Annotated in this window: 19 protein-coding genes; 9 read left to right on the plus strand and 10 right to left on the minus strand. The window is 66.7% G+C overall.

Features of this window, described 5'->3' with window-relative positions:
• Positions 1-128 precede the first annotated feature (128 nt).
• Both ACFPME_RS00470 and ACFPME_RS00475 read right to left on the minus strand, forming a co-directional pair.
• The gene (locus ACFPME_RS00470) at positions 129-2,945 is read right to left on the minus strand and encodes a serine/threonine-protein kinase (RefSeq protein WP_377300928.1); all 2,817 of its coding nucleotides are present in this window, start codon (positions 2,943-2,945) and stop codon (positions 129-131) included.
• Positions 2,946-3,023: 78 nt separating this feature from the next.
• A complete protein-coding gene (locus ACFPME_RS00475; protein ID WP_377300930.1) occupies positions 3,024-3,554 on the minus strand; it encodes an ECF-type sigma factor in 531 nt (176 codons plus the stop codon).
• Positions 3,555-4,093: 539 nt separating this feature from the next.
• Between ACFPME_RS00475 and ACFPME_RS00480 the strand changes: the two genes are divergently transcribed.
• Complete coding sequence (locus ACFPME_RS00480) at positions 4,094-6,157, plus strand: autotransporter family protein (RefSeq protein WP_377300932.1); 2,064 nt, start codon at positions 4,094-4,096, stop codon at positions 6,155-6,157.
• Positions 6,158-6,421: 264 nt separating this feature from the next.
• On the opposite strand, the gene ACFPME_RS00485 is transcribed toward ACFPME_RS00480, so the two are convergent.
• Positions 6,422-7,501, minus strand: coding sequence for a hypothetical protein (locus ACFPME_RS00485; protein ID WP_377300934.1), 1,080 nt, complete (start codon positions 7,499-7,501; stop codon positions 6,422-6,424).
• 364 nt (positions 7,502-7,865) lie between these two features.
• On the opposite strand from ACFPME_RS00485, the gene ACFPME_RS00490 reads away from it, so the two are divergent.
• Positions 7,866-9,449, plus strand: coding sequence for an SDR family NAD(P)-dependent oxidoreductase (locus ACFPME_RS00490; RefSeq protein WP_377300936.1), 1,584 nt, complete (start codon positions 7,866-7,868; stop codon positions 9,447-9,449).
• A 159-nt stretch (positions 9,450-9,608) separates the two neighbouring features.
• Here the strand turns inward: ACFPME_RS00490 and ACFPME_RS00495 are convergent, their stop codons facing one another.
• The gene (locus tag ACFPME_RS00495) at positions 9,609-9,989 is read right to left on the minus strand and encodes a carboxypeptidase-like regulatory domain-containing protein (RefSeq protein WP_377300938.1); all 381 of its coding nucleotides are present in this window, start codon (positions 9,987-9,989) and stop codon (positions 9,609-9,611) included.
• A gap of 362 nt (positions 9,990-10,351) precedes the next feature.
• On the opposite strand from ACFPME_RS00495, the gene ACFPME_RS00500 reads away from it, so the two are divergent.
• On the plus strand, positions 10,352-11,053 hold the full coding sequence (locus ACFPME_RS00500) for a pirin family protein (RefSeq protein WP_377300940.1): 702 nt from the start codon (positions 10,352-10,354) through the stop codon (positions 11,051-11,053).
• Here the strand turns inward: ACFPME_RS00500 and ACFPME_RS00505 are convergent.
• The 3 genes from ACFPME_RS00505 to ACFPME_RS00515 are packed head-to-tail and all read right to left on the minus strand — an operon-like array spanning position 11,050 to position 17,592.
• Positions 11,050-13,473, minus strand: a complete 2,424-nt coding sequence (locus ACFPME_RS00505; protein ID WP_377300942.1) for a GH92 family glycosyl hydrolase — start codon at positions 13,471-13,473, stop codon at positions 11,050-11,052. The genes ACFPME_RS00500 and ACFPME_RS00505 overlap by 4 nt on opposite strands.
• Before the next feature lie 40 nt (positions 13,474-13,513).
• Positions 13,514-14,953 carry a glycoside hydrolase family 125 protein gene (locus ACFPME_RS00510; protein WP_377300944.1) on the minus strand — a complete coding sequence of 480 codons (1,440 nt, stop codon included), beginning with the start codon at positions 14,951-14,953 and terminating at the stop codon, positions 13,514-13,516.
• Positions 14,950-17,592, minus strand: coding sequence for a beta-mannosidase (locus ACFPME_RS00515; RefSeq protein ID WP_377300946.1), 2,643 nt, complete (start codon positions 17,590-17,592; stop codon positions 14,950-14,952). The genes ACFPME_RS00510 and ACFPME_RS00515 overlap by 4 nt, the downstream gene beginning before the upstream one ends.
• A 268-nt stretch (positions 17,593-17,860) precedes the next feature.
• On the opposite strand from ACFPME_RS00515, the gene ACFPME_RS00520 reads away from it, so the two are divergent.
• From ACFPME_RS00520 to ACFPME_RS00545, 6 genes are all read left to right on the plus strand, one after another.
• Complete coding sequence (locus tag ACFPME_RS00520) at positions 17,861-18,862, plus strand: NAD(P)H-quinone oxidoreductase (protein ID WP_377302798.1); 1,002 nt, start codon at positions 17,861-17,863, stop codon at positions 18,860-18,862.
• 93 nt (positions 18,863-18,955) lie between these two features.
• A complete protein-coding gene (gene ada, locus ACFPME_RS00525) occupies positions 18,956-20,035 on the plus strand; it encodes a bifunctional DNA-binding transcriptional regulator/O6-methylguanine-DNA methyltransferase Ada (RefSeq protein WP_377300948.1) in 1,080 nt (359 codons plus the stop codon).
• Positions 20,032-20,778 carry a 2OG-Fe(II) oxygenase gene (locus ACFPME_RS00530; RefSeq protein WP_377300950.1) on the plus strand — a complete coding sequence of 249 codons (747 nt, stop codon included), beginning with the start codon at positions 20,032-20,034 and terminating at the stop codon, positions 20,776-20,778. The genes ada and ACFPME_RS00530 overlap by 4 nt, the downstream gene beginning before the upstream one ends.
• Positions 20,775-21,431 carry a DNA oxidative demethylase AlkB gene (gene alkB, locus ACFPME_RS00535; RefSeq protein ID WP_377300952.1) on the plus strand — a complete coding sequence of 219 codons (657 nt, stop codon included), beginning with the start codon at positions 20,775-20,777 and terminating at the stop codon, positions 21,429-21,431. The genes ACFPME_RS00530 and alkB overlap by 4 nt, the downstream gene beginning before the upstream one ends.
• Before the next feature lie 19 nt (positions 21,432-21,450).
• Positions 21,451-22,092 (plus strand): DNA-3-methyladenine glycosylase family protein, encoded by a 642-nt coding sequence (locus ACFPME_RS00540; protein WP_377300954.1) that lies wholly within the window; start codon positions 21,451-21,453, stop codon positions 22,090-22,092.
• A 185-nt stretch (positions 22,093-22,277) separates the two neighbouring features.
• Complete coding sequence (locus tag ACFPME_RS00545; RefSeq protein ID WP_377300956.1) at positions 22,278-23,198, plus strand: MBL fold metallo-hydrolase; 921 nt, start codon at positions 22,278-22,280, stop codon at positions 23,196-23,198.
• A 5-nt stretch (positions 23,199-23,203) separates the two neighbouring features.
• On the opposite strand, the gene bla is transcribed toward ACFPME_RS00545, so the two are convergent.
• The 3 genes from bla to ACFPME_RS00560 form a co-directional block, all read right to left on the minus strand.
• Positions 23,204-24,097 carry a subclass B3 metallo-beta-lactamase gene (bla, locus tag ACFPME_RS00550; protein WP_377300958.1) on the minus strand — a complete coding sequence of 298 codons (894 nt, stop codon included), beginning with the start codon at positions 24,095-24,097 and terminating at the stop codon, positions 23,204-23,206.
• Positions 24,098-24,204: 107 nt separating this feature from the next.
• Positions 24,205-24,549 (minus strand): tRNA-binding protein, encoded by a 345-nt coding sequence (locus ACFPME_RS00555; RefSeq protein ID WP_377300960.1) that lies wholly within the window; start codon positions 24,547-24,549, stop codon positions 24,205-24,207.
• The gene (locus ACFPME_RS00560) at positions 24,546-25,826 is read right to left on the minus strand and encodes an NAD(P)/FAD-dependent oxidoreductase (protein ID WP_377300962.1); all 1,281 of its coding nucleotides are present in this window, start codon (positions 25,824-25,826) and stop codon (positions 24,546-24,548) included. The genes ACFPME_RS00555 and ACFPME_RS00560 overlap by 4 nt, the downstream gene beginning before the upstream one ends.
• Positions 25,827-25,904: the final 78 nt, after the last annotated feature.

A 25,904-nucleotide genomic window follows, 5' to 3' on the forward strand; every position in this document is an offset into this window, starting at 1 on the left:
AGGCGCTGCCCGGCCGATACGGTCGTGGCATGACGGAGAACACTGCCCGCGGGCAAAGTGCGACATGCGCGCGGCGGGGCGCGTACGGACTGTCGGCACCGGGGCTGTCGCGAGGCGAGGTGCGGGGGTCAGTTCAGCAGGGTGCCGCAGGACGCGATGGGCCGGCGCAGCAGCGCAGTGGCGCTGGCCAGCTCGGGATGCGGGCCAAGATCACCGGCTTCGATGATTGCGCGCGCAGCGCTCGTCTGCGCGGCGGCGTAGGCGCAATCGCCGCCGCGCGCGGCGGCAACGGCAAGCCACAGCTGCGCCGCGAGCCGGCGTGGGTGCGCCGGCGGCAACTCATGGCTGGCGCGCCGGATCGCTGTCGCCAGCCGCACTTTCGCCTGGCCCGGTTCGCCATGCTCCAGCTCGACCTGCGCCAGCAGCGTCTGCACCCACAGCAGTTGCGGGTCGCCGCGGGACGCGATCGCGGCGAGGTCGCGATCGACCGTTGCGGAGAGATCCACTGGACACTGCGGGCCGGGAGATTGGCTGCAGGCCAGCAGCAGGCGAGCCTCGGCAATCAGCGGCGGCATCTGGTAGCTGTGCGTGCGCAGGTCGGCGATGGCGCCGGGCAGCAGCCCGCGCGCCAGCGCGGGTTGGCCTTCCAGCAAGGCGATACCGGCCAGCTCGCTGTCCACGCGGCCGACGCGCATGCGGTTGGCCGGATCGTTGCCATATAACTTGCGCGCTGCTTCGAACCGTTTCCGCGCCCCGGCGAGATCGCCGCTTTCCACATCGCCGAAGGCGGTGGCTTCCAGCGAATCACCGTGCAAGGCGGTGTCCGCCCCGAAGCCGCCGGCGGACCAGGCCTGCGCCCGCCTGCAGCGCGCCTGCGCACTGGCACGATCGGCGCGCAGTCCCTCCAGTACGCAGGCCTTCTGCGCAGCATACACCTGGGTAAGCTGCGGCTGGCTGCCGTTGCTCGCGTACATCGCCAGCGCCTGCGCGAACAGCGCATGCGCCTGCATCCAGTGGCCGGCGCGAAACGCGGACGAGGCCCAGCCGGACAGCGCCAGGGTGGATTCGTCGCTGGACGGGCCGAAATGCGCCAGCTCGAACTGCCAGGTCTTGCGCCACATCGGAATCGCCTCGTCGTAGCGTTCCAGCCCTTCCAGCGCGGAGGCGACGTCGTTGTAGCCGATGCCGACCCGCGGATCGTCCGCGCCCCAGGTGGCGATCCGTTCGGCCAATGCCTCACGGGCGAGATCGAGCGCGATGTCGCCATGCCCCTCGCTGTTCTCGGCCGCGCCCAGCGGACCGAGCAGGTCGATCAGCGCTTCGCCGTGGATCCCCTGCGCGAGCATGCGCTGGTGCGCCAGGCGCAGGTCGGCGCCGCCAGCGGCGTAGTCCTCCATGCGCACCTCGGAATAGCCGCGCGCGGTGAGCGCACGGATCGCCTCGATGTCGGACGGTGCCAGCGCCTGTTCGGACAAGGCGACGGCCTGGTTCGCCAGCTTGCGCGATCGTGCGGCATCGCCGATGTTCTCGTAGAGGCGAGAGAACATCGCCAGCAGATCGACGCGGCCACCGTCATCCAGATGCGGCGACGTGTCGAGTTTCGTGATGCCACGCGCCAGCAGTTCGTCCAGGCTGGGTTGTTTCGATGCGGCGACGCCGTAGCGGATCGGCGCGAACAGGCTCTCGACGAAAGCCCGCACCATGTTGGCGCGCGCGGCCTGCTGTCGCGCGACGTGCGCCTGCCACAGGGCCACCGAGAAGGAGACCAGGATGGACAGCACGAACACCGCGGTGATGGCCACGCCGCCCCGATGGCGGTCGACGAACTTGCGGGTGCGATACCAGCGCGAGGGTGGATGCGCCAACACCGGCTGGCGATCCAGGTGGCGTTCGATGTCCTCGGCCAGCGCGCCGGCCGAGGCGTAACGGCGCTCCGGCTCGATCGCTGCGGCTTTCAGCACGATGTTGTCCAGATCGCCGCGCAGTTTGCGCCGCAACGGCTTCATCGATACCAGCGCCTGCGCCACGCCGTAGGCAGCGGCCACGGATGACGGATCGACCCGCGACGATGGCGTCGTGGTATCGCCGGTGGCGCGACGGCGTCCGGTGATCAGCTCGTCCAGCAGTATGCCGAGCGCGTACACGTCGGTGGAGGTGGTGATCGGCTGCTGCGCGAACTGCTCCGGCGCGGCATAGGCCGGCGTGAGCGCGCGATGCTGGGTCCGCAGGGCGCCGGGCACGTCCTCGTCGAGCAGCTTGGCGATGCCGAAGTCGAGCAGCTTGACGTCGCCGTCGGCCGTGACCAGTACGTTGGACGGCTTCAGGTCGCGGTGCACGATCAGCGCACGATGCGCCGTCTCGACCGCGCGGCAGACCCGCAGGAACAGCACAAGCCGTTCGCGCAGGTCAAGGCCGTGGTCGCGTGCGTAACGGGTGATGGGCAGGCCGTCGACCAGTTCCAGTGCGATGTAGGCGAGCCCGCCGTCGGTGATCCCACCCTCGATAAGACGCGCGATGCCGGGATGCCGCAGGCGCGCCAGCGCTTCGCGTTCGCGGCGGAACTGGCGCTGCGCATCGGCGGTGTACAGGCCTCGTGCCAGCAACTTGATCGCCACTTCCTGACGCACGCCGTCGGCGTCGCGAAACGCGCGAAACACGGTCGACGATCCACCCTCCCCCAGCACTTCAAGCAGCGTGAACGGGCCGATGCTGCTGCCGGCCGGCAGCGCATCGGCGACGCAGGTATCACCGATCGCCCGGGCGGCGCGGGCCGCATCGCCGGTGGACAGCAATTCGCCCCCGGCGGCGTCGGCGGCCAGCATGCGCTCGATCTGCGCGCGCCGCCGCGGATCGACACAGCGCTCGGCCAGCAGGCGCGCACGCGCGGCGGCGGGCAGCGGGAGCGCCGCCTCGAACAACTCGCGCAACGATGGTGTGGATGTCAAGACGGATTCTCCCCGACGATGCCCTGCCTGCGATAAACCCCGAATGCGCGCCGATTGCGACGTCGCCCGCGAGGCTCGCTACTCCATGCGGGCCTTGATAAACGCGCGCGCGAAACGCCAATCGCGGTCGATCGTGCGCCGGGCCAGCCCCAGCGTCTCGCCCACCTGCTCCAGGCTGAGCCCGGCAAAAAAGCGCAACTCCACGACCTGGGCGGCGCGGGCGTCGGTCTGCTCGAGATCGTCCAGCGCAGCATCCAGCGCCAGCGCCTGCTCGGCGGTGTCCAGCGCCAATTTCAGGTCGCGGTCGTCCAGCGTGATCCGCTGCCACTGCCCGCCAGCGCACAGGCGCAGGCGATCGCGCGCGCGATTGATCAGCAGATGACGCATGGCGCGCGCGGCGTAGCTGAAGAACTGCGCGGGATGGTCGAAATGCAACGCCTCCCGCTGCCCCATGCGCAGATACAACTCGTGCACCAGCTCGGTGGTATCCAGGGTGGCGTTGCGCCGGCTGGCCAGTTGCCGCGCGGCCATCGCCTTGAGGCGGGCATAAACCGTGACGAACAGCGCCTCGGCCGAACGGTCGAGCGGCATCTGCCGGGTATCAGTCATAGTGAAGTACCTCCATGCGATGCAGGCCTCCAACGGCCGCATGGTACGCCCCCGGTCACTTGCCGGCGCGTCGCTGCGCGGCGATCTGCCGTCCGGCGCGTCCAGCCGATGTGGCCCTGCGTGGATGCGCACGTCCGTTCCGGCGCAAAGCCGGCCTTCACATCGGCGTCGCGCCGATGACGTATTCTTAACTAGTTGCATCGAAGTCTTTCATTCCGGTACCAGCCGCGCATGGTCGCTCGACCCACCGAAGAACACGGTGGAATCCGTCGGGAACTTCCAGATCCATGCGGTCGTGCAGAACTCGCACTGCAGGGAACAGCGCTGATATCAGCGATGAAGGGTGTGCGGTGCACTGTTCCACACGTTTACCTCCGGGGTGATACTCCAAACGGGGACCGACGAGCGTTTTTCATGCACCTGCTGACCCAGTGGGAAAGTATCGCCGCGAGTTTCGCTCGCAAATCCTGCAGGGACACCCCGTGAAGAAAACACTTTTGATTCCCCTCCTTGGCACGGCCATGGTGGCTTGGCTCCCCATGACCGTAGCTCGCGAAGTCGTCGTACTGCCTGGCGTGGTAAGCCCGGTCGGTGTCGCCAGCGGCGTCGATACGCAAGGCCCCGGCCTGCTTACCGTAGGCGCCCAGGACATCAACACCGGAAATGACCCCGGCGGCGCGATCACCACCGACGCGGCCAATACGGCGAGCATCCTGTTCAGCAACAATTCGACGGTGACCGGATTCGTCGGCACGACCGGCAGCACCTTCCTCAACATATCGGCCGGCACGAATGCCAACACGGTCACCTTCAACGGGCCGGTCTATTCGACGATGTTCTCGGTGGCCGGTACCGGCACCGTCAATTTCAACGGCGGCTTCACCAGCAACACCGGCTCGACCATGGATTTTGCCGGTGACGGCTTCATCAATGTCGGCGCGGGCCAGACCGTCAAGGCCGCCATCACCAATACCGCCGGCGCCGGCACCGGCACGCTGACGCTCAACGGCAACAGCATCCTGGATGGCGCCGTGGGCGCTGCGAGTGGGCTCAGGCAGATCAACGTGGTCGGCGGCAATGCGCTGATCACTGGCCAGGCGAATGCCGCGGCCTATACGCTCAATACCAACACCCTCAACGTGGCCGGCGCGTTCGCGATCCCGGTAGCCGGCACCATCAACACCACGATCTTCAGCCCCACGGTCTACGGCAAGATCGTGCCGGTCGGCGCGGCCACCATCGGCAATGCGCTGCAGGTGAATGTGACCGTCACCGGGCCGATTCCGGTCGGCAGCCAGTTCAACATCGTCGATGCCACCAGCGGCACCAGTGGCAGCACGGTAACCGCCACCAGCAACACCACGCGCTACCTGTTCTCGGCGGCGCCCACCACCAACGGCCTGGTGCAGATCACCGCGACCCAGATTCCGCTGGCAATAGTGGTGGCCCCGATCGGCAGCCCAACGGCACCGATCATCGCGCCGGTCATCGACGCCTTGCCGCTGACGCCAGCCACGTCGCCGCTGCTGACGGCCATCACGCTGTTGCCCGACGCACCCGCCGTCGCCGATGCGCTGGCGCAGCTGCAGCCGAGTGCCGCCAGCCTCGCCTTGCCGCAGGCGAACTATCGCGCCACCCAGCAGTTCCAGGGCCTGTGGGAGTCGCATATGCAAAGCATCCAGCTGCCCTGCAGCTCAAGCGATCAACCCGATGATCAGAACAGACAGCGCCGAAACGACGCGGCAGGCTGCACCTCCGACAAACGGGGCCCGCAGGTGTGGGGCGCCGCATTCGGCTTCGCCGGCACGCAGCGCGGCAACCTCGGATACGAGGGATATACCGACAACAGCTACGGCGCGATGCTCGGTCTCGATTTTCCGCTTGGCCAGGCGACCACGGCAGGCATCGGTGTCCGGACTGCTCGTTCCACGCTCGATGGCCTGGACTCGGAGAGCCGCGGCAACATCCGTTCCTATCAGGCAACCGCCTATCTCGGTTACGCCCCGGGCCCCTGGTTTGTCAACGCAGCCCTGGTCTACGGACTGGACGACTACTCAAGTTCACGCCGGGTCGTGTTTCCGGGCTTCGACGAGAGGGCGCAGGCCAGCTACAGCGGCCATCAGTACACCGCTTTCGCCGGCACCGGCTATCACTTCTACGTGGGCGATGGACGCTCGGTCGTCACGCCGACCGCCACGTTGCAGTACACCCGCCTGAAAACGCCTGGCTACAGCGAGTTCGGCGGCGATGCCGTCAACCTCAGGGTCGAGGCGCAGAAGTACGATTTCCTGCAGTCTGGCCTGGGTGTGAAATTTGCCCGCGACCTGGCCACGTCCGGTTCCCTGACCGTGCGGCCCGAGGTCCATGCCAACTGGCTGCATTCGTTCAGTGGCCGAACCATGAGCAATACCGCGGCGTTTGCCAGCGGTGGACCGTCATTCACCACCACCGGCGTCAAGACGGGGCGGGACATGGCTGACCTGGGCGCTGGCTTGCTGATCGCCGGCGGCAACCGCTGGTCACTGGAAAGCACCTACGACTACCAATTCAACCACAGCTTCAAGGCCGGCCAGGTCATGGTGAAGTTCGCGCTCGCTCTGTAACCCGGTCGCCAAGGCGACCTGATGAATCGAAACGGCGCAGGCTGCCCATGCCTGCGCCGTTTCGTCGTTTGGGTACCACTGCGCGGAGATGGGGAACAAGCGAGATGCTGCTCGATGTTGCCGACAAGCATGTCATGGCTCCGGAATCGCCCGATGGCCGCGTTGGCGAAGCCAGGTCGTCGAGCGCACGGCATCGGAACAGCTTCGCCAGCCATGGACGTACCCTTAAACCCAGGGGCACGCCGACATCACCATGGGCGACGCCTAACCGAACGCGGTGAACGTCACCCCGGTGCGTACAGTGCCGCGATGCCAGCCATGCACGAACGTGCGCAGCCGGCCACCGACCACGGCAATCACCGGACGCGTGGACAGGCGCAGCGCCGGGAACGCGGCTGGCGACATGGACAAGCCGATCTGGTGCTCGGCGTGCATCCGCGCCGCCTTTGCGGCAAACCAGGCCTTGGGGCCCGTCAGCAGCGCGCACGGGCTCGCCTCCGCCTGACGCGAACTCTCGATGGTCTGGCGCAAATGAATGAGGTGGCGGTGCATGAAGGTCTGGGCCAGCGCCTCGACCTTGAACGGCGCAACGGTATATTCGTCCAGCAGACTGCCCAGCATGGCCGCGACGCGCAACGCGATCTGCCGGTTCGCGCGTTCGCCATGCGATGAGCCGGCGCACGCCTGCCACGCGCCGTCGACGGCGCCGGCCAGGGCCTGAAACTCGCTCTGGTTGAGCGGCCGCTGCGACAGCGGCGTGTTCCGGCGATCGATCAGCCACGCCTGATCAGCCGCCGGTAGCGCATGCGAGCGATGCGCGGCGCGGTGTCGGGCATCCTCCACCGGCAGGCCGTCGACCATCGTCAACTGTTCTGCCAGTGCCTCCTGGGTCAGCGGTTGCGCTCGCGCTGCGCCGTTGGCGTCGAACCACCGGCGGTACTCCAGCGTGGCTACATGAAACAACCCGCGCGGCGGTGGCACCATGGCGCGCGCCTCCGCGGCGTAATCCAGTGCAGGTGCTATCGGGCGCAGGCCTGCGGCATGGGCCGCCAGCACGCGGCCAAGCAGCACTTCGGCACGAACCAGATGCTGATGACAGGCCGCGCGGCGATCGCCGTCGTCGATCGAGGGAAAGTAGACAAAGCGGATGCGCGGAACCTGTGCGGGCGTGGCGGAAAGCCTGGCGACGGTGGGCGCGGCCGACGGCATCGTGCCGTGGCAACCCTGTCCGGCAATCCGTCGCCCGATCGGCAAGGCGCGATGCGCGCTGGGCAGATCCACCAGAAGAGCCTCGATGCCCGGAAAAAATACCGCGTTGGAGCTGGCCGGAACGGCCTCTTGCACACTTGCGACTGCTGGCATTGGCACACTCACGAAACACCCTTTGATGCCTTGGCGGTCGCAGCGCCTGCTCCGCAAGCTGCCGCTCCGCACGATTGCCGCGCTTGCCATCCGTCTGGATGGTCACGGCCTCACTTTTGCATTACCTGCGCGCCCCAAAGTGTGCGCTGGTTTGCAATTGCGGCGACCAGGAACATCGCCGCGTGCGGGCACTGTCCGTATTCGTGCCTCCGTTCCCGGCCGGGCGCCCGGCAAAAATACCGTGGGCGGGGTCAAAAGCAGGCAAAATGGAGGGTTGATGAAATCTGCCGCCCTGCGGCGGTCCCCGTCGCGCTCGCGGCTTCCAGCACAGATCACAGCTTTGACGATGACCACCTCCCCCACACCGCCTCTCGATGACGCAGGATCGCCGCTGAGCGAACGGTTGCTCGCCGCCACCCGATTGCTCGAGTCGGTCGCAGCGGATCCGCACCTGCTGGATCAACTTCCCGCCGACGACCGCGCCCGCCTGCATCAGGCGGTGGCGCGGATCTATCACCCCGACCCGGTGGCCCGCCGGATCAAGCTGAAGGCGGCCGAGAAGGCGCGGCATGCGTCGAAGCTGCAGGCCGAGGATGCGGTGCTCAACCAGACCGGCATCCGTGCGCTGCGGCGCAAACCGGTGTTCACCACCTCAAGCGTGTTTGCGCCCGAGGGTTTCCTGCCGCACGACATCAATACCCACGCCGACGCCGCGCAGCCGCGCGAGCCCATCGAGCCCATCGAGCCGAAGCATTGCTATGTGTGCAAGCAAAAGTATTCGCTCATCCACTTCTTCTACGACCAGTTGTGCCCGGCTTGCGCCGCGTTCAATTACGCCAAGCGCACCGAACTGGTCGATCTGCGCGGGCGCGTGGCGCTGCTCACCGGCGGGCGCGTGAAGATCGGCTACCAGGCCGGCCTCAAGCTGCTCCGCGCCGGTGCCGAACTGATCGTCACCACCCGCTTTCCGCGCGATTCGGCAGCACGCTATGCGCAGGAGCCGGACTTTGGCGACTGGGGTCATCGGTTGCAGGTCTACGGCCTCGACCTTCGCCATACGCCGAGTGTGGAAGCGTTCTGCCGGGAACTGGTCGCCACGCGCCCGCGGCTCGACTTCATCATCAACAACGCCTGCCAGACCGTGCGCCGCCCACCGGATTTCTATGCCCACATGATGGACGGCGAGACCGCCGCACTGCACGACATGCCCGAGCACGTGCGCAAGCTGGTCGGCCACTACGAAGGTTTGCGCGGCTCGAACATCCTGCCCGAGGCCGGCGCATCGTCGAGCGCACCAGCCGGTCGCGAAGCGAACATCCCCGGCCTGACCCGTGCCGCCGAACTGTCGCAATTGCCGTTGCTGCCGGAGGAACTGCTGGCGCAAAGCCACCTGTTCCCGGAAGGCCGGCTCGACCAGGATCTGCAGCAGATCGACCTGCGCGAGCGCAATTCATGGCGACTGCTGATGGCCGAGGTACCATCGGTGGAACTGCTGGAGGTACAGCTGGTGAATGCCATCGCGCCCTTCATCATCAACGCGCGGCTGAAGCCGCTGATGCTGCGCACGCCCGAACGCGACAAGCACATCGTCAACGTGTCGGCGATGGAAGGCCAGTTCTACCGCAGCTTCAAGACCACCCGGCACCCGCACACCAACATGGCCAAGGCCGCGCTGAACATGATGACGCGCACCTCGGCCACCGATTACCACAACGATGGCATCCACATGAACTCGGTCGACACCGGCTGGGTGACCGACGAGGATCCAGCCGGGCTGGCCGCGAAGAAAGTGCTGGAAGAGCGCTTCCACCCGCCGCTGGACATCGTCGATGGCGCCGCGCGCATCGTCGATCCGATCATCAGCGGCATCAACACCGGCGAGCATGTGTGGGGGCAGTTTCTGAAGGACTATCGGCCGACGGATTGGTGAGGCACCCGATACCGGCTCGGCCCGCATGGCAGGATGCCCGGCACCTTTCGGTACCGGGCATCCTGTTTGTCGACATGCCTCCGGGGCGACGGTTGCGACCACGCGGCATCTTCAACCGTGCGCGTCGCGAAGCAGCGCTATCGGGCGCCGCCCAGCCTGCTACTGATTGGATCCTGCACACTGGTTCTGCGGGCACGGGAAATCGACCTTGACGCCACGACCCACCGTGAGCGGCACATTGTTGTGCTGCAGGACAGCGGTGCCGTCCTTCTCCAGGGTTACCGTATACATGCCCACCGGCAGCGCGCCGATGTTGTAGCGTCCCTTGGCGTCGACGGTGACGTGGCGGCTGAGACCATTCGTGAGGCTCTTGGCGGTAACGGTCTGGCCTGCCGGCGCGGTGCCAAAGACATTGCCTGCGGTAGCCTGCGCATGGGCTACAGCGGATCCGGCCACGCCGGCGATGCCGATGACGACAGCCATTGCCAGGCTCCACGCCGAGGAGCCGCGACGTACGAGATGACGGTTTTCGATGTTCATGTGATTTCCTTATGTGTTCGAGGGGGATACGAGCCCGCAGAATTCACTTTTCGGCGATTGGCTCGGGGGAAGTTCCAGAGGGTTCGATCGGCTGCGTGTGGTTCCACACGCGTGGGGATCCGTCGCTCCGTCCACAGCCTTCCGGTGGACGATCCCGTCACCCACCATTCGGCTGCGCGCAGATTATGCCGACTGCCACCTTTGTCTAAGGGTCAAAGGTCATGAATGCAGGAGCCCCAAAGCACGCTTCAGTCGCGACCCGGCGACAGTCCGTTTCCCCGGCGATCATTTCAAGTTGATGCGGGGCGCCCTATGTTCCTCGCCATGCGCCAGGCGGCGCCCATCGCATACGGAGAATTCCCATGATTGAACGCAGAACCTTCGACAGCCTGGGCGGGGCCGACCACGGCTGGCTCAAGGCGAAACATCATTTCTCGTTCGCCAGCTACAACGATCCGGGCCGCATGGGCTGGGGTGCACTGCGCGTGTGGAACGACGACACCATCGCCGCGCAGGCCGGCTTTCCGCCGCATCCGCACGCGGACATGGAGATCATCACCTACGTGCGCGAGGGCGCGATCACCCACCGCGACAACCTCGGCAACGAAGGCCGCACCGAGGCGGGCGACGTGCAGGTGATGAGCGCCGGCACTGGCATCACGCACTCCGAATACAACGTGGAACCGGGTGTCACGCGCATCTTCCAGATCTGGATCATTCCCGACGAAAGCGGCAAGCCACCGTCGTGGGGTGCGCGGCCATTTCCGAAGGGCGAGCGCTCGGGCCGTTTCGTGGCACTGGCCAGCGGCTTCAAGGAGGACACCGAAGCCCTGCCCTTGCGCACCGATGCCCGCGTACTCGGCGCCACGCTGAAAGCCGGCGATACCGTCGAGTACGCGCTGGGCGCGGACCGCCACGCCTACCTGGTGCCGTCCAGCGGCTCGGTGGAGATCAACGGCACCCGGCTCGACGCACGCGATGGTGCGGCGATCCGCGACGAGACCGCGCTACGCATCACTGCAATCGAGGATGCCGAGCTGGTACTGGTCGACACGGCGCCCTAACCGGCAGCCTGGCCGAACGACGGCGGCCGGTCCGCGGGAGCCGCGCCGAATGCCGTGTTCGGCGCGCTGCCCATCTGGAATACTAGGGTGCCGCCAGCAGCGAGCTCGGCATGGCTGATCCAGCTGCGGCTCCACGGCTGGCCGTTCCAGCTGACCGACTGGATGTACGGGCTGCCCGGTCCGTTGCCCGGTGCCAGCACCATCAGCTTGCGCCGACCGGCCAGCTCGATCTCGGCCCGATCGACCAGCGGGCTGCCGAACACGTAGTTCGCGCTGACCGGATCGACCGCATACAGGCCAAGCGCGCTGAGCACGTACCAGGCGCTGGTCTGGCCGCAGTCTTCGTTGCCGGCGAGCCCGTCCGGCTGCGCCTCGTACATGCTTTCGAGCAGCATGCGCACGCGCGCCTGCGTCTTGTGGTGCGCGCCGGTGTACGCATACAGGTAGGCCACGTGGTGGCTGGGTTCGTTGCCGTGCGCGTACTGGCCGACCATGCCGGCGATGTCCGGCGGCGCGTCGGCCGGCAGCGCCGAGCTGGTGCTGAACAGCGCATCCAGCTTGTGTTCGAACGCCCGCTCGCCGCCGAACAGTTTCATGTATTCGTACAGGTCGTGCTGGTTGAGGAAGCTCGCCTGCCATGCGTTCGATTCGGTGAAGTCGCGCCATTTCGAAGCGTGGCCCATGCCACGTGGGTCGAACGGTTCCAGCCAGTGGCCATCATGGGCGCGCGGCCGCACGAAGCCGAGCTTGCGGTCGAATACATGCCGGTAGTTGCGCGAGCGATGCTTAAGCCGGGTGGCATCGGCGTGCGCGCCGGCAGCATCAGCCAGGTGCGCGACAGCCCAGTCGTCGTAGGCGTACTCGAGCGTCTTGCTGACTGCCTCGCCTTCCTTGTCGCTGGGGATGTAGCCGAGCTTGCGGTAGTACGGCAGGCCGCGGTAGTCGTCGTCCATCGCACGCTTGCGGAACAGCGGCCATGCCCTGGCGTAGTCGATGCCCTCGAAGCCTTTCGCGTGCGCCTCGGCCACCACCACGGCGGAGTGGTAGCCGATCATGCAGCCGGTCTCCACGCCTTGCAGCGGCCATACCGGCGGCCCGTCGGGACTCTCGCCGGCCATCCGCACCAGGCCGTTGACCAAGTCCGGCACGCGATCGGATTGGTACAGGGTGAGCAGCGGATGCTGCGCCCGGTAGGTGTCCCACAGCGAGTAGGTGCTGTAGTTGTTGGCACCCTGCGGCAGCTGGTGCACCGCCAGATCCATGCCTCGATAGCGGCCATCCACATCGCTGAACAGGGTCGGCGCCAGCATGGTGTGATACAGCGAGGTGTAGAAGATGCTGCGCACGTCTTCGGACACCGTGTCGATGCGGATGCGGCCAAGCTCGCGTTCCCACGCATTGTCTGCAGCCTTGCGCACCTGCTCGAAATCCCAGCCGGGAATCTCCGTATCGAGATTGCGCAGCGCACCGGCGACATCGACTCCGGAGATGCCGACCTTCACCAGCAGCGGTGCGCTGGCGATGTTGTCCACATGCAGCGCCGCTTTCAAATGTGTGCCGTGCGCTTCGACGGTGCCGGCAGGCAACGCTGCATCCCCGACGTACAGCGTGGCCTGGTTGATCGGGCGCGACAGCTTCATCGCGAAATAGATGTGCCGGCCGCCGGCCCACTGATGCACGCGGCGCTCGCCGACCAGGGTGTCGTTGCCGACCAGCTTCAGCCGTGCATCGCTGACCTTGCACGGCACCGCGGCATCGTCGTGATAGCCATGCACGAGATCGACCAGCAGGTGCCCGCTGCCGTCGCCGTGGAACGTATAACGATGAAGTCCCGCACGTAGCGTCGCGGTCAGCTCGGCGAGGATGTCGTGATTCTTCAGGTGCACCTGGTAGTAGCCTGGCTGCGCCTGCTCGTGGTCGTAGGGCGAGCGATAGCCCGGTCCGGGCTGCCCCACGCTGTCAACCGAAAGCCCGGCACCGGCGGCCGCGCCATCGTGATGCGAGTGGTAGTTCTGCTCCGGCAAGCCGCGCGCGCCAGGCTGCAGCAGCACCGGACCCTGCGCCGGCATCACCAGCACGTCGAGCATGTCGCTGGCGCCGGTGCCGCTCAGATGCGTGTGCGAGAAACCCATGATCGAGCCGTCGCCCTGGTGATAGCCCGAGCAGGCATCCCAGTTCGCATCGTTGGTATCCGGGCTCAGCTGCACCATGCCGAACGGCAGCGACGCGCCGGGATAGACGTGGCCGTGGCCGCCGGTGCCGATGAAGACATCGACATGCCGCGCAAAGCCATCCGGCACGGGCGCCGGCGACATCGCACCGCCACTGCGGGGCGCCGCGAACGCAGCGAGCGGTTCGAGCCGACTGCCGAGCAGGCTCAGTGCGGCCGCGCCCTGCAGGAAACGTCTGCGTGTCACCATGATGCGTTCTCCGTTGCGTATTCGGGATGGCTCGGGGTGGTCATGCGCGCCGCAGCAGTTCCGGTCGCTGCGTCGCCAGTTGCACGATCAGTTCGCCGAACAGGGTATTGGCCCAGGCGAACCACGCGCGGGTGAAATGTGCTGGATCGTCCTGATCGAACGCCTCGTGCATGAAGCCGGTGCCGGCGTGCGTGGTCTTCAGCCAGCTCAGGCATTGGCGGATCTCGCCGCCGCCGTCGCTGGTCAAGCCACGCATGATGATCGACATCGGCCAGATCATGCGCAAGCCCTGGTGCGGGCCACCGATGCCTTGCGCCGCGCGGCCGCGGAAGAAATACGGATTGCGCGGGCTCCAGGCCAGCTCGCGGGTGCGCCGGTAGCGCGCATCGTCGCTGCGACAACAGCCGAGGTAGGCCAGGCTCGACAATCCCGGTGCGTTGGCGTCGTCCATGAACAGCTGGTTGCCGTAACCATCGACTTCGTACGCCCAGATGTCGTTGCCGTGCTCGTCGTGCATCACGCCGAATTTCTGCAGCGCACGCTCGACCTCATCGGCCAGTGCATTGCACCTGGTGGCAAAGGCCTGGTCATCGTGCAACATCACAGACAGCCCCGCGAGCTGCCGCAGCGAGCTCACCGCGAACAAGTTGCCGGGGATCGACAACGGATAGATGCAGGCATCGTCCGATGGACGGAACATCGCATGGATCAGCCCGACAGCGCGGGTCGGATTGCCGTAACCACCGAGAAACTGGGTATCGGTTGGGTTGGCTGACGGCCGCTGGAAATGGTACGGGCCGGGGCCGTGCGTGCGTTGCTGCTCGCGGAAGGTCGCCACTACCGTGTGCATCGCGGCGCGCCAATCGTCGTCGAACGGCTCACGATCGCCGGTAGCCTGCCAGTAGGCGTGCGCCAGCCGGATCGGGTAGCACAGCGAGTCGATTTCCCATTTCCGCTCGGCCACGCCCGGGTGCATGTCGGTGAGGTCTTGCCGCGCCCACGACAGCGGCACCTTCGCCTGCGGGTCGGGCAGGAACGCATTGGCGTACGGGTCGATCGAGATGCACAGCGCGTGGCGCCGGATGAGACCGCGGAACAGCCGGCGCAGGGGTTCGTCATGCGCCGCCAGCGGCACGTACGGCCACACCTGGGCGGAAGAATCGCGCAGCCACATCGCATCGATATCGCCGGTGACGATGAAGGTGTCCGGCTTGCCGCGCAGGCTGCCCAGCCGCACCGTGGTGTCCAGCGTGTTCGCGTAGCAGTTCTCGAACAGCCAGGCCAGTTCAGGGTCGCCGATCTTCGCCTTGGTGCGGCCGATCAGCGCTTCCACGGCGGGGCTGACGAACTTGCGGTGTCCGACCGGCGGGCGATGGCTCACATGGCGAGTCGCCGCACGTGCCGCTGGCTGGCGTCCCAGCATCACGCTACCGGCGGCGCCGGCCATCAGCTTCAGCAAGGAGCGGCGCGAGATGATCATGGCCGTGTGGTCTCCGAAGTGGTTGCTGCGGGAGGGCGCACCGTGGCATCGAACAGCGAACGCACATGCAGGGCATCACGCAACGACGCGATGCCGCCCGTGCCGGTGACTTGCAGTTCGACGCGTTCGCCGGGCAGCAGGTCGAATGCGTTGTCGGAAACCTGCACATCGAGCGAACCGAAGTCGATCCAGACCTCGCGCGCCAGATGCTCCGCACTCACGCTCAGCATGATGCCGTGGGCGCTGTTGTGGAAATCGGCATGCAGCCCTGGATCCGGCAACTGAAGTGTGAGCGCGGGCTCGAAATACAGCAGATGGCGCGACACCGGCCTGCCCTGCTCGATCAGCTCGAACACGGCAATGCTGCGATGCGGATCGGCGCCCTGCAGCAGTGCCGCGTCGGTCAGCTCGGCGGCGCGAGTGCTGGTCAAGGCAGGCACATGCAGCCCGTCGAGGCGCTCGTGCAGCAGCCGTCCATCCAGGTCCATCACGCGCGTGCGCAACCGCGCGTCCAGCGGCGTGGTTCGATCGGAGACCAGAAACACCTCGGTGCGCCCGTCGCGGCGGATCGGCGCCACCCGCAACGGCGCGTAGAAACGACGCGCATGGAACTGCAGCGCCTTCCAGTGTCCGAAATAGTCGATGCCGGACCACGATGCGCCGGGCCACACATCGTTGAGCTGCCAGTACAGCGAACCCATGCTTTGCGGCCGCGCGCTGCGCAGGTGGTCCGCGGCCAGCTCGATGCCCTCGGCCTGCATCACCTGGCTGAGGTAGACGAAGGAATCGAAATCCTTCGGCTCGCCGTAGTACTTGCGGATATAGAACAGCAGGCGCTGGTTGCCGTTGCCGTTATCGAACTTCTGGTGCGCGCGCATCACCGGCGAGTCCGGCGACAGGTCGGCCGGCGCCGCGAAGCTGCGGATCGTCGCCATCGACGGAAACGACTGCAGGCCGTATTCGGACTGGAAGCGCGGCGTGGTCTTCAGGTAATCCTCGATCGGCGCGGAACCGGCCCATACGTCCCATACGTGCATGTCGCCGTCATCCGGCACATTGGCCGGCCCGTCGAAATCCGTGCCCGGCGAGCTGGCCCAGTACGGCACGTCGGGTGCGTAGCGCCGCACCACGTCGCGCAGGGTTTCGCCGAACAGGGTGCGCATGCCTTGTTCGACACGTGCGCGTTCGGCCGGCCCGATCGTCTGCGCGAACTTCTTCCGGTCGGGCCACGACTCCCAGCCTGTCTGCACTTCGTTGTTGCCGCACCACAACACGATGCTGGGATGGTCGCGCAGGCGCATGACCTGCTCGGTCGCCTCGATCCGCGTGTTCTCGCGGAACGCCGCGTCGTACGGTGGCACCGCCCCGCCGAACATGAAGTCCTGCCAGATCATCAGGCCGAGCTGGTCGGCCATCGCGTAGAACGCATCGCTCTGGTAGTAGCCGCCGCCCCACACGCGCAGCATGTTCATGTTGGCGTCGCGTGCGGACTGCAGGATCTGCTGCACGCGCGCATCGGTGACTCGCTCGGGGAAGCTGTCGAACGGAATCAAGTTGGCACCCTTGGCGAAGACCGGTACGCCGTTGACCACGAAGGCGAAGCTGCGGCCCCAGCGATCGCGCTGCCGCCGCAGCTCGACGCTGCGCAGTCCGGCGTCTCGCTCGCTGCTGGCGACCACCTTGCCGTCGACAACGACATCGGCATGGAAGTGATAGAGGTTTGCTGGGCCGTAGCCGGCCGGCCACCAGCGCTGCGGGCGCCGGATGCTTACGGGCAGGCCGAGATGGTTGGCGCCAGCTTTCAGCGACACCTCCTGCGCCACACCGCGGCGACCGCCGTCGGGGGCGATCCATGTCAACTGCAACTGGGCTTTGCCGGCGCGGTCGGCACGAATGTCGAACTGCGCCAGCAATTGCGCGGCCTCCGCATCGACGTGCTGCTGGGCGATGTGGAAGTCGGCCAACCGCAGATCGTCCCAACTGTCCAGGTGCACCGGCTGCCAGATACCCTCGGTGACATAGCGCGGACCCCAATCCCAGCCGTACTGGTAGTTCGCCTTGCGCACATAGTTGGACGTCTGTTTGCCCTTCGGCTCGTCGCCGAACGCGGCATCGAACTCGCCTGGCAACGCATACGGCTGCCGCAGCAGCCATGGCTGCAACCGGGTGATCGGCGAATGCAGGGTCACCAGCAGCGTGTTGCTGCCCGCGTGCAGCACCTCCTTCACCGGCACCCGCCAGCGCCGGAACATGTTGTCGGCGGCCAGCAGCTTGTGGCCATCGAGTGAGACATCGGCGAACGTGTCCAGGCCGTCGAAGACCAGCTCGACATGATCGTGCTGCAGCGTCGCCGCATCGACCGTCAGCGGCAATTGATACTGCCAGTCCGCCAGGCCGATCCATTGCAGCCTGGCCTCGTTGTCGCGAGCGAATGGATCATCGATCGCACCCGCCGCCAGCAGGTCGGTCTGCACACTGCCTGGCACGCGGGCAGTGCGCCACGCCGCCGCTTCCGGATGCGCCTGTACGGCGGTCGAACCGGGAGCGAGGCGAAAGCGCCAGCCTGCCGCGAGCGTCTGCGTGGCCGCCGCGACTGTACCGACGCCGCATGCCCATGCGAACAGGACCAGGATCGCCATGCGCCTGCGCGGACCAGCCGCAGCGAGTGGGGAAACATCCCTGCCCTGCATCCCGTGCTTCGTCATGCGCGAGCCTTTGACCCTGGAAGATGTGGCGCCGATGTCGATTCTCCATGCAACGGCTCCTCGAAGGTATACGCGATCGATCGCGCGGTAAATCTGACTTTGCGCACGGGCCGACCCCGTGCCGCGCGATCCAGACACTTGATATCTCGCGCGGCGGCGCCAGTGTCTGCCTACCGGTTCACCGAGCGAAACCGTCATGACCATGCAAGCCATCGAGATCACCCGCTTCGGCGGCCCGGACGTCCTGCAGCTGGCGCGGCGCGCGATCCCGCAGGCCGGGCCGGGCGAGGTGCTGATCAAGGTGGCGGCCTCCGGCGTGAATCGACCGGATGTGTTCCAGCGCCAGGGGCACTACGCGCCACCGCCGGGCGCGTCCGACCTGCCGGGCCTGGAGGTGGCCGGCGAACTGGTGGATGGCGATTTCAGCGGCGACAACCCGTTCGGCCTCGAGCTTGGCGGCGCGGTATGCGCCCTGCTCGCCGGCGGCGGCTACGCGGAGTACGCCGTGGCGCCGCTGGCGCAGTGCCTGCCGGCGCCGGCCGGACTCTCGCTGATCGAGGCCGCCGCGCTGCCGGAGAACTACTTCACCGTGTGGAGCAATGTGTTCGATCGCGGACTGCTCGGTCGCGGCGAGGGCGGCGCGCATGAAACCCTGCTGGTGCAGGGCGGTTCCAGCGGTATCGGCGTCACCGCGATCCAGCTGGCGCGGACATTCGGCCATCGCGTGTTTGCCACCGCCGGCAGCGCGGAGAAATGCGCGGCGTGCGTGCGGCTCGGCGCGGAGCGCGCGATCAACTACCGCCACGAGGATTTCGTCGCGGTCGTGAAACAGGCCACCGGGGATCGCGGCGTCGACGTGATCCTCGACATGGTTGCCGGCGACTACATCCCGCGCGAACTCGACGCATTGGCCGAAGGCGGCCGGCTGGTTCTCATCGCCACATTGGGCGGCAGCAAGGCCAGCATCGACGCAGCGATGATCATGCGTCGCAGGCTTACCCTCACGGGTTCCACACTGCGTGCGCGCCCCGTCGCGTTCAAGGGCGCGCTGGCCCGCCAGCTGCACGACAAGGTCTGGCCGTTGCTCGGTGCCGGCAAGCTGCGGCCGGTGATCCATCAGGTTTTCCCGGCTGCCGGGGCGGCCCAGGCCCATGCGCTGATGGAGAGCAGTGCGCATATCGGCAAACTCGTGCTGGAATGGTGAATCAGACGAATTCAAGCGCAAGACCCGGAGTGTCGCAGGCACCACCGATCCGTAGATTGGGCAGTACGCGATAATCTATCGGAGAGAACTCCCATGAAAACGCCCGACAAACATGCCGCACTTGCCGCCGCAACGCTGACCGACCCACGCTGGGCCGCCATCCGGATGCGCGATGCACGCGCCGACGGCAGCTTCTTCTATTCCGTCAGGACCACTGGCGTATATTGCCGTCCTTCCTGCGGTGCCCGGCCGGCTCGGCCCGAGAACGTGGCGTTCCACGATTCCGCCGCCGCGGCGGAGCGTGCCGGCTTTCGTCCCTGCAAACGCTGCAAGCCGGATCAGCTGTCCTTGTCGGAACAGCACGCCGCCATGGTCACCGAAGCCTGCCGACTGATCGAGCGCGCGGACACGCCACCCACGCTCGAACAGCTGGCCGGATCGACCGGCCTGAGCCCGTTCCATTTCCATCGCGTGTTCAAGGCCGTCACCGGAGTGACGCCAAAGCAGTACGCCACCGCCCATCGCGCCGGCCGCGTGCGCAGCGAACTGGATCGCGGCGGCAGCGTCACCGAGGCGATCTTCGACGCCGGCTACAACGCCAGCAGCCGCTTCTACGAGACGTCGAACCGGTTGCTCGGCATGACGCCGTCCAGCTATCGCGCCGGCGGCGCCGACCACGACATCCGCTTCGCGATCGGTGAATGCTCGCTGGGCGCCATCCTTGTCGCGCAGAGTGGGCGAGGTGTCTGCGCCATCCTGTTCGGCGACGATCCGGATGCGCTGGCCCGCGACCTGCAGGACCGCTTTCCCAGGGCGAACCTGATCGGTGGCGACCATGCGTTCGAGCAGTTGGTGGCGCAGGTGGTCGGTCTTGTCGAAGCTCCGGCGCTCGGCCTCGACCTGCCGCTGGATGTGCGCGGCACCGCGTTCCAGCAGCGCGTCTGGCAGGCGCTCCGAGAGATTCCAGCCGGCGTTACTGTCAGTTACAGCGACGTCGCCCGACGCATCGGTTCGCCCAAGGCCGTGCGTGCGGTCGCCGGAGCCTGCGCAGCGAACATGCTGGCGGTGGCGATCCCCTGCCATCGTGTGGTGCGCAATGACGGCGGTCTGTCCGGCTATCGCTGGGGCGTGGAGCGCAAGCGCGCCCTGCTCGCACGCGAGGTACAGGCATGAGCGCGCAGCTGCGCGCGCTGCCCATCGCAACCACGGACGATGCCTGCGCGCGGCTGCAGATGTTCGACTGGACCGGCATGGCGGACGATCTCGACGCCCAGGGTTGCGCGATGATCGAAGCGCTGCTGTTGCCGCAGGAATGCCGCGCCTTGGCCGCCCTCTACGCGGACGACAGGCTCTTCCGCAGTCGTGTCGTGATGGGTCGGCACGGGTTCGGACGTGGCGAGTACAAGTACTTCGGCTATCCCTTGCCGGACACGGTGGCCAGCCTGCGCAACGCGATCTATCCGCGGCTGGCCCCGATCGCAAACCGCTGGAATGCGACGATGGGTATCGACGTGCGGTACCCGGATACTCACACCGAGTTCATCGGGCGCTGCCACGTCGCCGGCCAGCAGCGTCCCACGCCGCTGCTGCTGCAGTACGGCGCCGGCGACTACAACTGCCTGCACCAGGATCTCTATGGCGAACACGTGTTTCCGTTGCAGGTGGCAATCCTGCTGTCCGAACCGGAGCGCGATTTCAGCGGCGGCGAGTTCGTGCTGACCGAGCAGCGCCCGCGCATGCAATCGCGGCCGCAAGTGGTGCCATTGCGCCAGGGCGACGCCGTGGTATTCGCGGTCCACCAGCGCCCGGTGCAGGGTACGCGCGGCAGCTACCGGGTGAACCTGCGGCATGGCGTCAGCAGGATACGCAGCGGTCACCGGCATACGCTGGGCATCATCTTTCACGACGCCACATGATCACGACCGATCTGTTTTCCGCCGTGCCCGATCCCTCGCGCCAGGACGAACCACTATGCGATGGCGCGGTGGTGCTGCGCGGGTTTGCGCTGGCGAACGAGCCGCCGCTGCTGCAGGCGATCGACACCATCGCGGCACAGGCGCCGTTCCGTCACCTGATCACGCCGGGCGGCTTCCGCATGTCGGTGGGCATGACCAACGCCGGCCCGCTGGGCTGGGTCAGTGATCGGCGCGGCTATCGCTACGACCCGATCGATCCGGACAGCGGCATGCCATGGCCGCCCATGCCTGAAGCCTTTCTTGAACTGGCTGGAGCGGCCGCCGCACGAGCCGGCTTTGCCCGTTTCGTGCCGGATGCCTGCCTGATCAACCGCTACGCCCCGGGCACCCGGCTGACCCTGCATCAGGATCGGGACGAGCACGACTTCGAGCAGCCGATCGTATCGGTCTCGCTCGGCATCCCGGCCGTGTTCCTGTTCGGCGGCATGCGGCGCACGGATCGCCCGATGCGCGTGCCGCTGGCGCACGGTGACGTGGTCGTGTGGGGCGGACCCGCGCGGCTGCGCTACCACGGGGTGCTGCCGCTCAAGCCGAACCATCACTCAGCACTGGGTGAATGCCGCATCAACCTGACCTTTCGCCGTGCCGGCTAGCAACGGACAATCGATCCCGATGAAGAGCCGCAGGCAGGCGTTTGCCGATGCATCGACGTATCTGGCGTCGATCGACCCCGACTGGGCGCGACTGGTGGCGCAGCTCGGCCCCTGCGGCCACGAACCGAAGCCCGCGCGCGAACCATTCGAGGCCCTGGTGCGCGCGGTGGCCTATCAGCAACTGCACGTGAAAGCCGGCGATGCGATCCTCGCTCGCCTGCTGGCGCTGTATCCGCAGCAGCCATTTCCGTCGCCGTCGCAGTTGCTCGGCACCGGCTTCGATGCCATGCGTGCCTGCGGCTATTCGGCGCGCAAGATCGAAACGATCCACGGCATCGCCGCCGCCACGTTGAGCGGCGTGGTACCGGATCTCGCCACGGCGCAGGCACTGCCGGATGACGAACTCATCGCGCGGCTCAGCGCACTGAAAGGCATCGGCCGCTGGACGGTGGAGATGTTCCTGATCTACAGCCTGGCCCGGCCCGACATCCTGCCGGTGGACGATTTCGGTGTACGCGAAGGTTATCGGCTGCTGAAGTCGCTCGGCGTGGCGCCCACGCCGAAGGCGATGGCGCTGATCGGGCAGGCCTGGAGCCCTTATCGCACCGCGGCCGCCTGGTATCTGTGGCGCGTGCCGCGGCCGACAAAGGCGAAAGGCTGAACGCGCTACGGCGGACTGACGCCCAGCCGGTGCCCATACACTTCCCGGTTCCCCCACCCGTCGCTAGCCTACCGCAGTTCTATCTGCGTGCCGGGCTGGCGCGTATCCGCAACCGGCCGGCGACGTGCAAGTGCTGGTTGCGCAGTGACTTGCTACCCTGCCGAATCGACTGATCGGGAGGCAGCATGGCTACCCACGGCATCCACACCATCGACACCGGCTTTGTGCGGCCCCAGTTCGACGCGGCTTATCTGCTCGTCGAGAACGGCCGCGGTGCGTTCATCGACTGCGGCACCCACTTTGCCGTGCCGCGCATGCTGGCCGCATTGGACGATGCCGGCATCGCTGCTGCCGACGTGGACTGGCTGATCCTTACCCATGTGCATCTGGATCACGCCGGCGGTGCGGGCGAGCTGATCGCGCAGTTGCCGGACGCGCGGCTGGTGGTGCATCCGCGCGGAGCCCGGCACATGATCGATCCTTCGATACTGTGGGCCGGCGCCAGCGCGGTCTACGGCGCGGCGGTGATGGAGGAAACCTACGGCCAGCTGCGCCCGGTTCCGCCCGAGCGCGTGATCGAGGCGTCCGACGGACACGTGGTGGAGCTGGCGGGTCGGCCGCTGCGATGCATCGACACGCCCGGCCACGCGAAGCACCACCTCACCGTGCACGACCCCCGCGCAAACGTATGCTTTACCGGTGACGTGTTCGGCCTGTCGTACCGCGATTTCGACACTGCGAAAGGGCCGTTCATCCTGCCCACCACCTCGCCGGTGCAGTTCGATCCAGCGGCACTCCACGCATCCATCGAACGTCTGGTCGCGTTGAAGCCCGACGCGATGTACCTCACCCACTTCGGACGGGTCGAACAGGTGGAGAAGCTCGCGGCCGACCTGCACGTGCAGATCGACGCGATGGTCGGCCTGGCTCGCGCCGCGCACGGCAGGCCCGATCGGCACGCCGTGCTGATGGAGTCGCTTACCGACCTCTACGCCGCCCGCGCGAAAGACCATGGCTGGCAGCGGGGACGCGATGCATTGCGCGAACTGCTTGGCATGGATATCGACCTCAACGCGCAAGGGCTCGAAGTGTGGCTGGATCGCTGAGCGACTCAGTGCGGCGTACGGCCTTCCTGACGCAGTAGCCCATCGAAGCGCTCACGCGCACCGGCCGCATAGTTCCTGCAGGCCTGGGGATCGACCAGGGGGTCTGCTTGCGCGCTCCGTCCGCGCCGATCGGCCTTGTCGATGAAGCCGCTGGCATCGGGATGCGGCGTCAGCAGTACGTCGCACGGCAAGGCCCCCACCCGGGCGATCGAATGGCGGAAGTCCTCGACCCGATGCGGGTGGCTGCTGTCGTCGGTGAAACGGTAATCCCTGCTGCCGAGCGCGGTCAGGCTGTCGGCGTAGACCATCGCCAGGCAGCGGCTGCCCTCGCAGGATTGCCACGTCCACGAGGTGCTGCCCGGCGTATGGCCTGGTGTGTAGTGCGCGGTGACGGTGATCGTGCCCGCGCGCACGCGGCCGCCATCCCTTATCACCGCAACATGGGCAACGGCGGGATAACGCGGTGCCATGCCGTACTGCGGGTCGTCCGGATCGTTGCCGCCAGCCTTGAGCGCGCGGGCACCGTTCGAGCTCGCCCAGACCTGCGCGCCGCTGTCCCTGGCCAAGCGGGCAATGGCGCCCGCATGATCCGCGTGTGCGTGCGAGTTGAGGATCACCCGGACATCGCGCAACTTGAACCCGAGTGCTCGGATATTCGCCTCGATCTGCGCCGCGTTGCGCGGCAACGTGCCATCGATCAGCACGTGGCCGCCGGGCGAGGTGATCAGGATGGCGCTCAGCCCCTGTGTACCGACGTACCAGGTGTTGCCGTAGATGCGAAAAGGCTGTCGCGGCTGGCTCCAGGCCGGCTCCTCCGCCTGCGCAATGCCGAGTGTGGCCAGCGTAAGGAACAGCCACGCAACTATGCGCGACCATCGCGTGATCGGGAGTGTTGTCATCGAATCGTCCTGGCAGCAGAAAGGGGCTGTCATGATCGCCGCCGCGACGGTCCTGGCAATGGCCCTTTCCGGGCGCGTCCATGGCCGATCGGGGACAACGGTCTCGCTCAGGCCAGCCGGGTGCCGTTCGGTACTGGCCGCTCGATCGCGGTGATAACCACACCGGCATCGGTGTGGAACCCGGTCAGCAGGAACTGCGAGCGGAACGGGCCGATCTGCTTCTCGGGAAAGTTGATCACGCCGACGATCTGCCGGCCCACCAGTTCATCGGCCCGATACAGCGCGGCAATCTGCGCGCTGGTCTTGCGTTCGCCGTACGGACCGAAATCCGCCCAGACCTTCCACGCCGGTTTGCGCGCTTCGGGGAAAGGCTCCACGCGCGTCACCGTACCGGCGACGATCACCACCTTCTCGAAATCGGCCCAGCTGATTTGTGCGGAATCCCCGGTCATCCTTCCAGCCTCGTCTTCAACGCGTCGCGGCCCTGCTGCCACAAGTAAGTCATTTGCGCACCAAGATAGCCAAAAGGCCGGTGCGTGCTGCCCAAGCCGTAGTCGCCAAATTGCTTCCAGCGATCATCGCCCATGGCGATTGCCGCCGCCAGCAACTCGCCCGCCGCGCAGGTTGGCGCCAGCCCGTGGCCGCCGAACGCCTGCGCCCACCACAGACCATTGCCGTCGCCTCCGATCTGCGGCATCTGGTGCCGGGCGTAGCTCATCAGGCCCGACCATGCGTAGTCGATCCTGACTCCCTTCAACTGCGGAAATACCCGCAAAAGGTCCTTCGTCAACAGTCGTTGCACCGCTCGCGGCGAACGGTTGAGGATCGAAATGCGGCCGCCCCACAGTAGCCGCGTGTCCGGCAGCGCGCGGTAATAGTCGAATGCAAAGCGACTGTCGTAAATCGCGGCGCGCGTGTGCAGGCAATCGTCCAGCCGGTCGCCGAGCGGTTCGGTCACCATGACGTACGTGGCGATCGGAAGGATCGCCCGGTCGATCGGCTTTTGCAGACCAGCCAGATAGCCGCCGCACGCCAGCACCACATGATCCACCAGAAGCTCGCCTTGCGCCGTACTCACACGCCACTGCAGCCCTTCGCGCGCGAGACTGCGGACGCCGCTATTCTCATGAATGCTTACGCCCTGTCCGGCGCATGCCGCCGCGAGACCTATCGCGTAGTTGAGCGGGTGCAGGTGCAGTGCATCGCGCTCGTAAAGGCCGTCGTGATAGCGCTCGCTGCGGACTCGTTGGCGCAGCTCCGCCTCGGGCAACCATTGCCAGTGCACGCCGTAATGTTCGGCCAATAGTTGCTGGCGCTGGCGCAGCACTGCGGGGTCGCGAAACCAGTTGGCCCAGATCACCCCCTGGTCGACCGCGTCGCAGGGAATGGCGTACCTGGCGATGCGCTGGCGGATGCACTGCACCGCTTCGGTGGTCAGCCCGAACAAGGCTTGCGCACGGGCATCGCCCAACTGATCCAGCAGGGATTGCTCACCCAGCGAATACCCCGCAAACACGAAGCCCCCATTGCGGCCGGAGGCACCGAAACCGACCTGTTCGCGCTCCAGCACCACGACGTCGCGCATGCCCCGCTCGGCCAGGCCTAGGGCGGTATTGAGCCCCGCGAAACCGCCGCCGACGATCGCCACGCGTGCGTGTCCACTGCCCTGAAGCGGTGCGTAAGGTACGTAAGGTGTAGCGGTGGCGCGATAGTAGGAGTGCGGATTCATGCTGCTGCGGTGATTCGCCTCGACGCCAGGGATGGAACGAATATAGCCCCAGGAAAACCGCGTCGGCGAATAGACGAT

Origin of the sequence: Rhodanobacter umsongensis (genome assembly GCF_042654965.1) — a bacterium.
Taxonomy (GTDB): domain Bacteria; phylum Pseudomonadota; class Gammaproteobacteria; order Xanthomonadales; family Rhodanobacteraceae; genus Rhodanobacter; species Rhodanobacter umsongensis.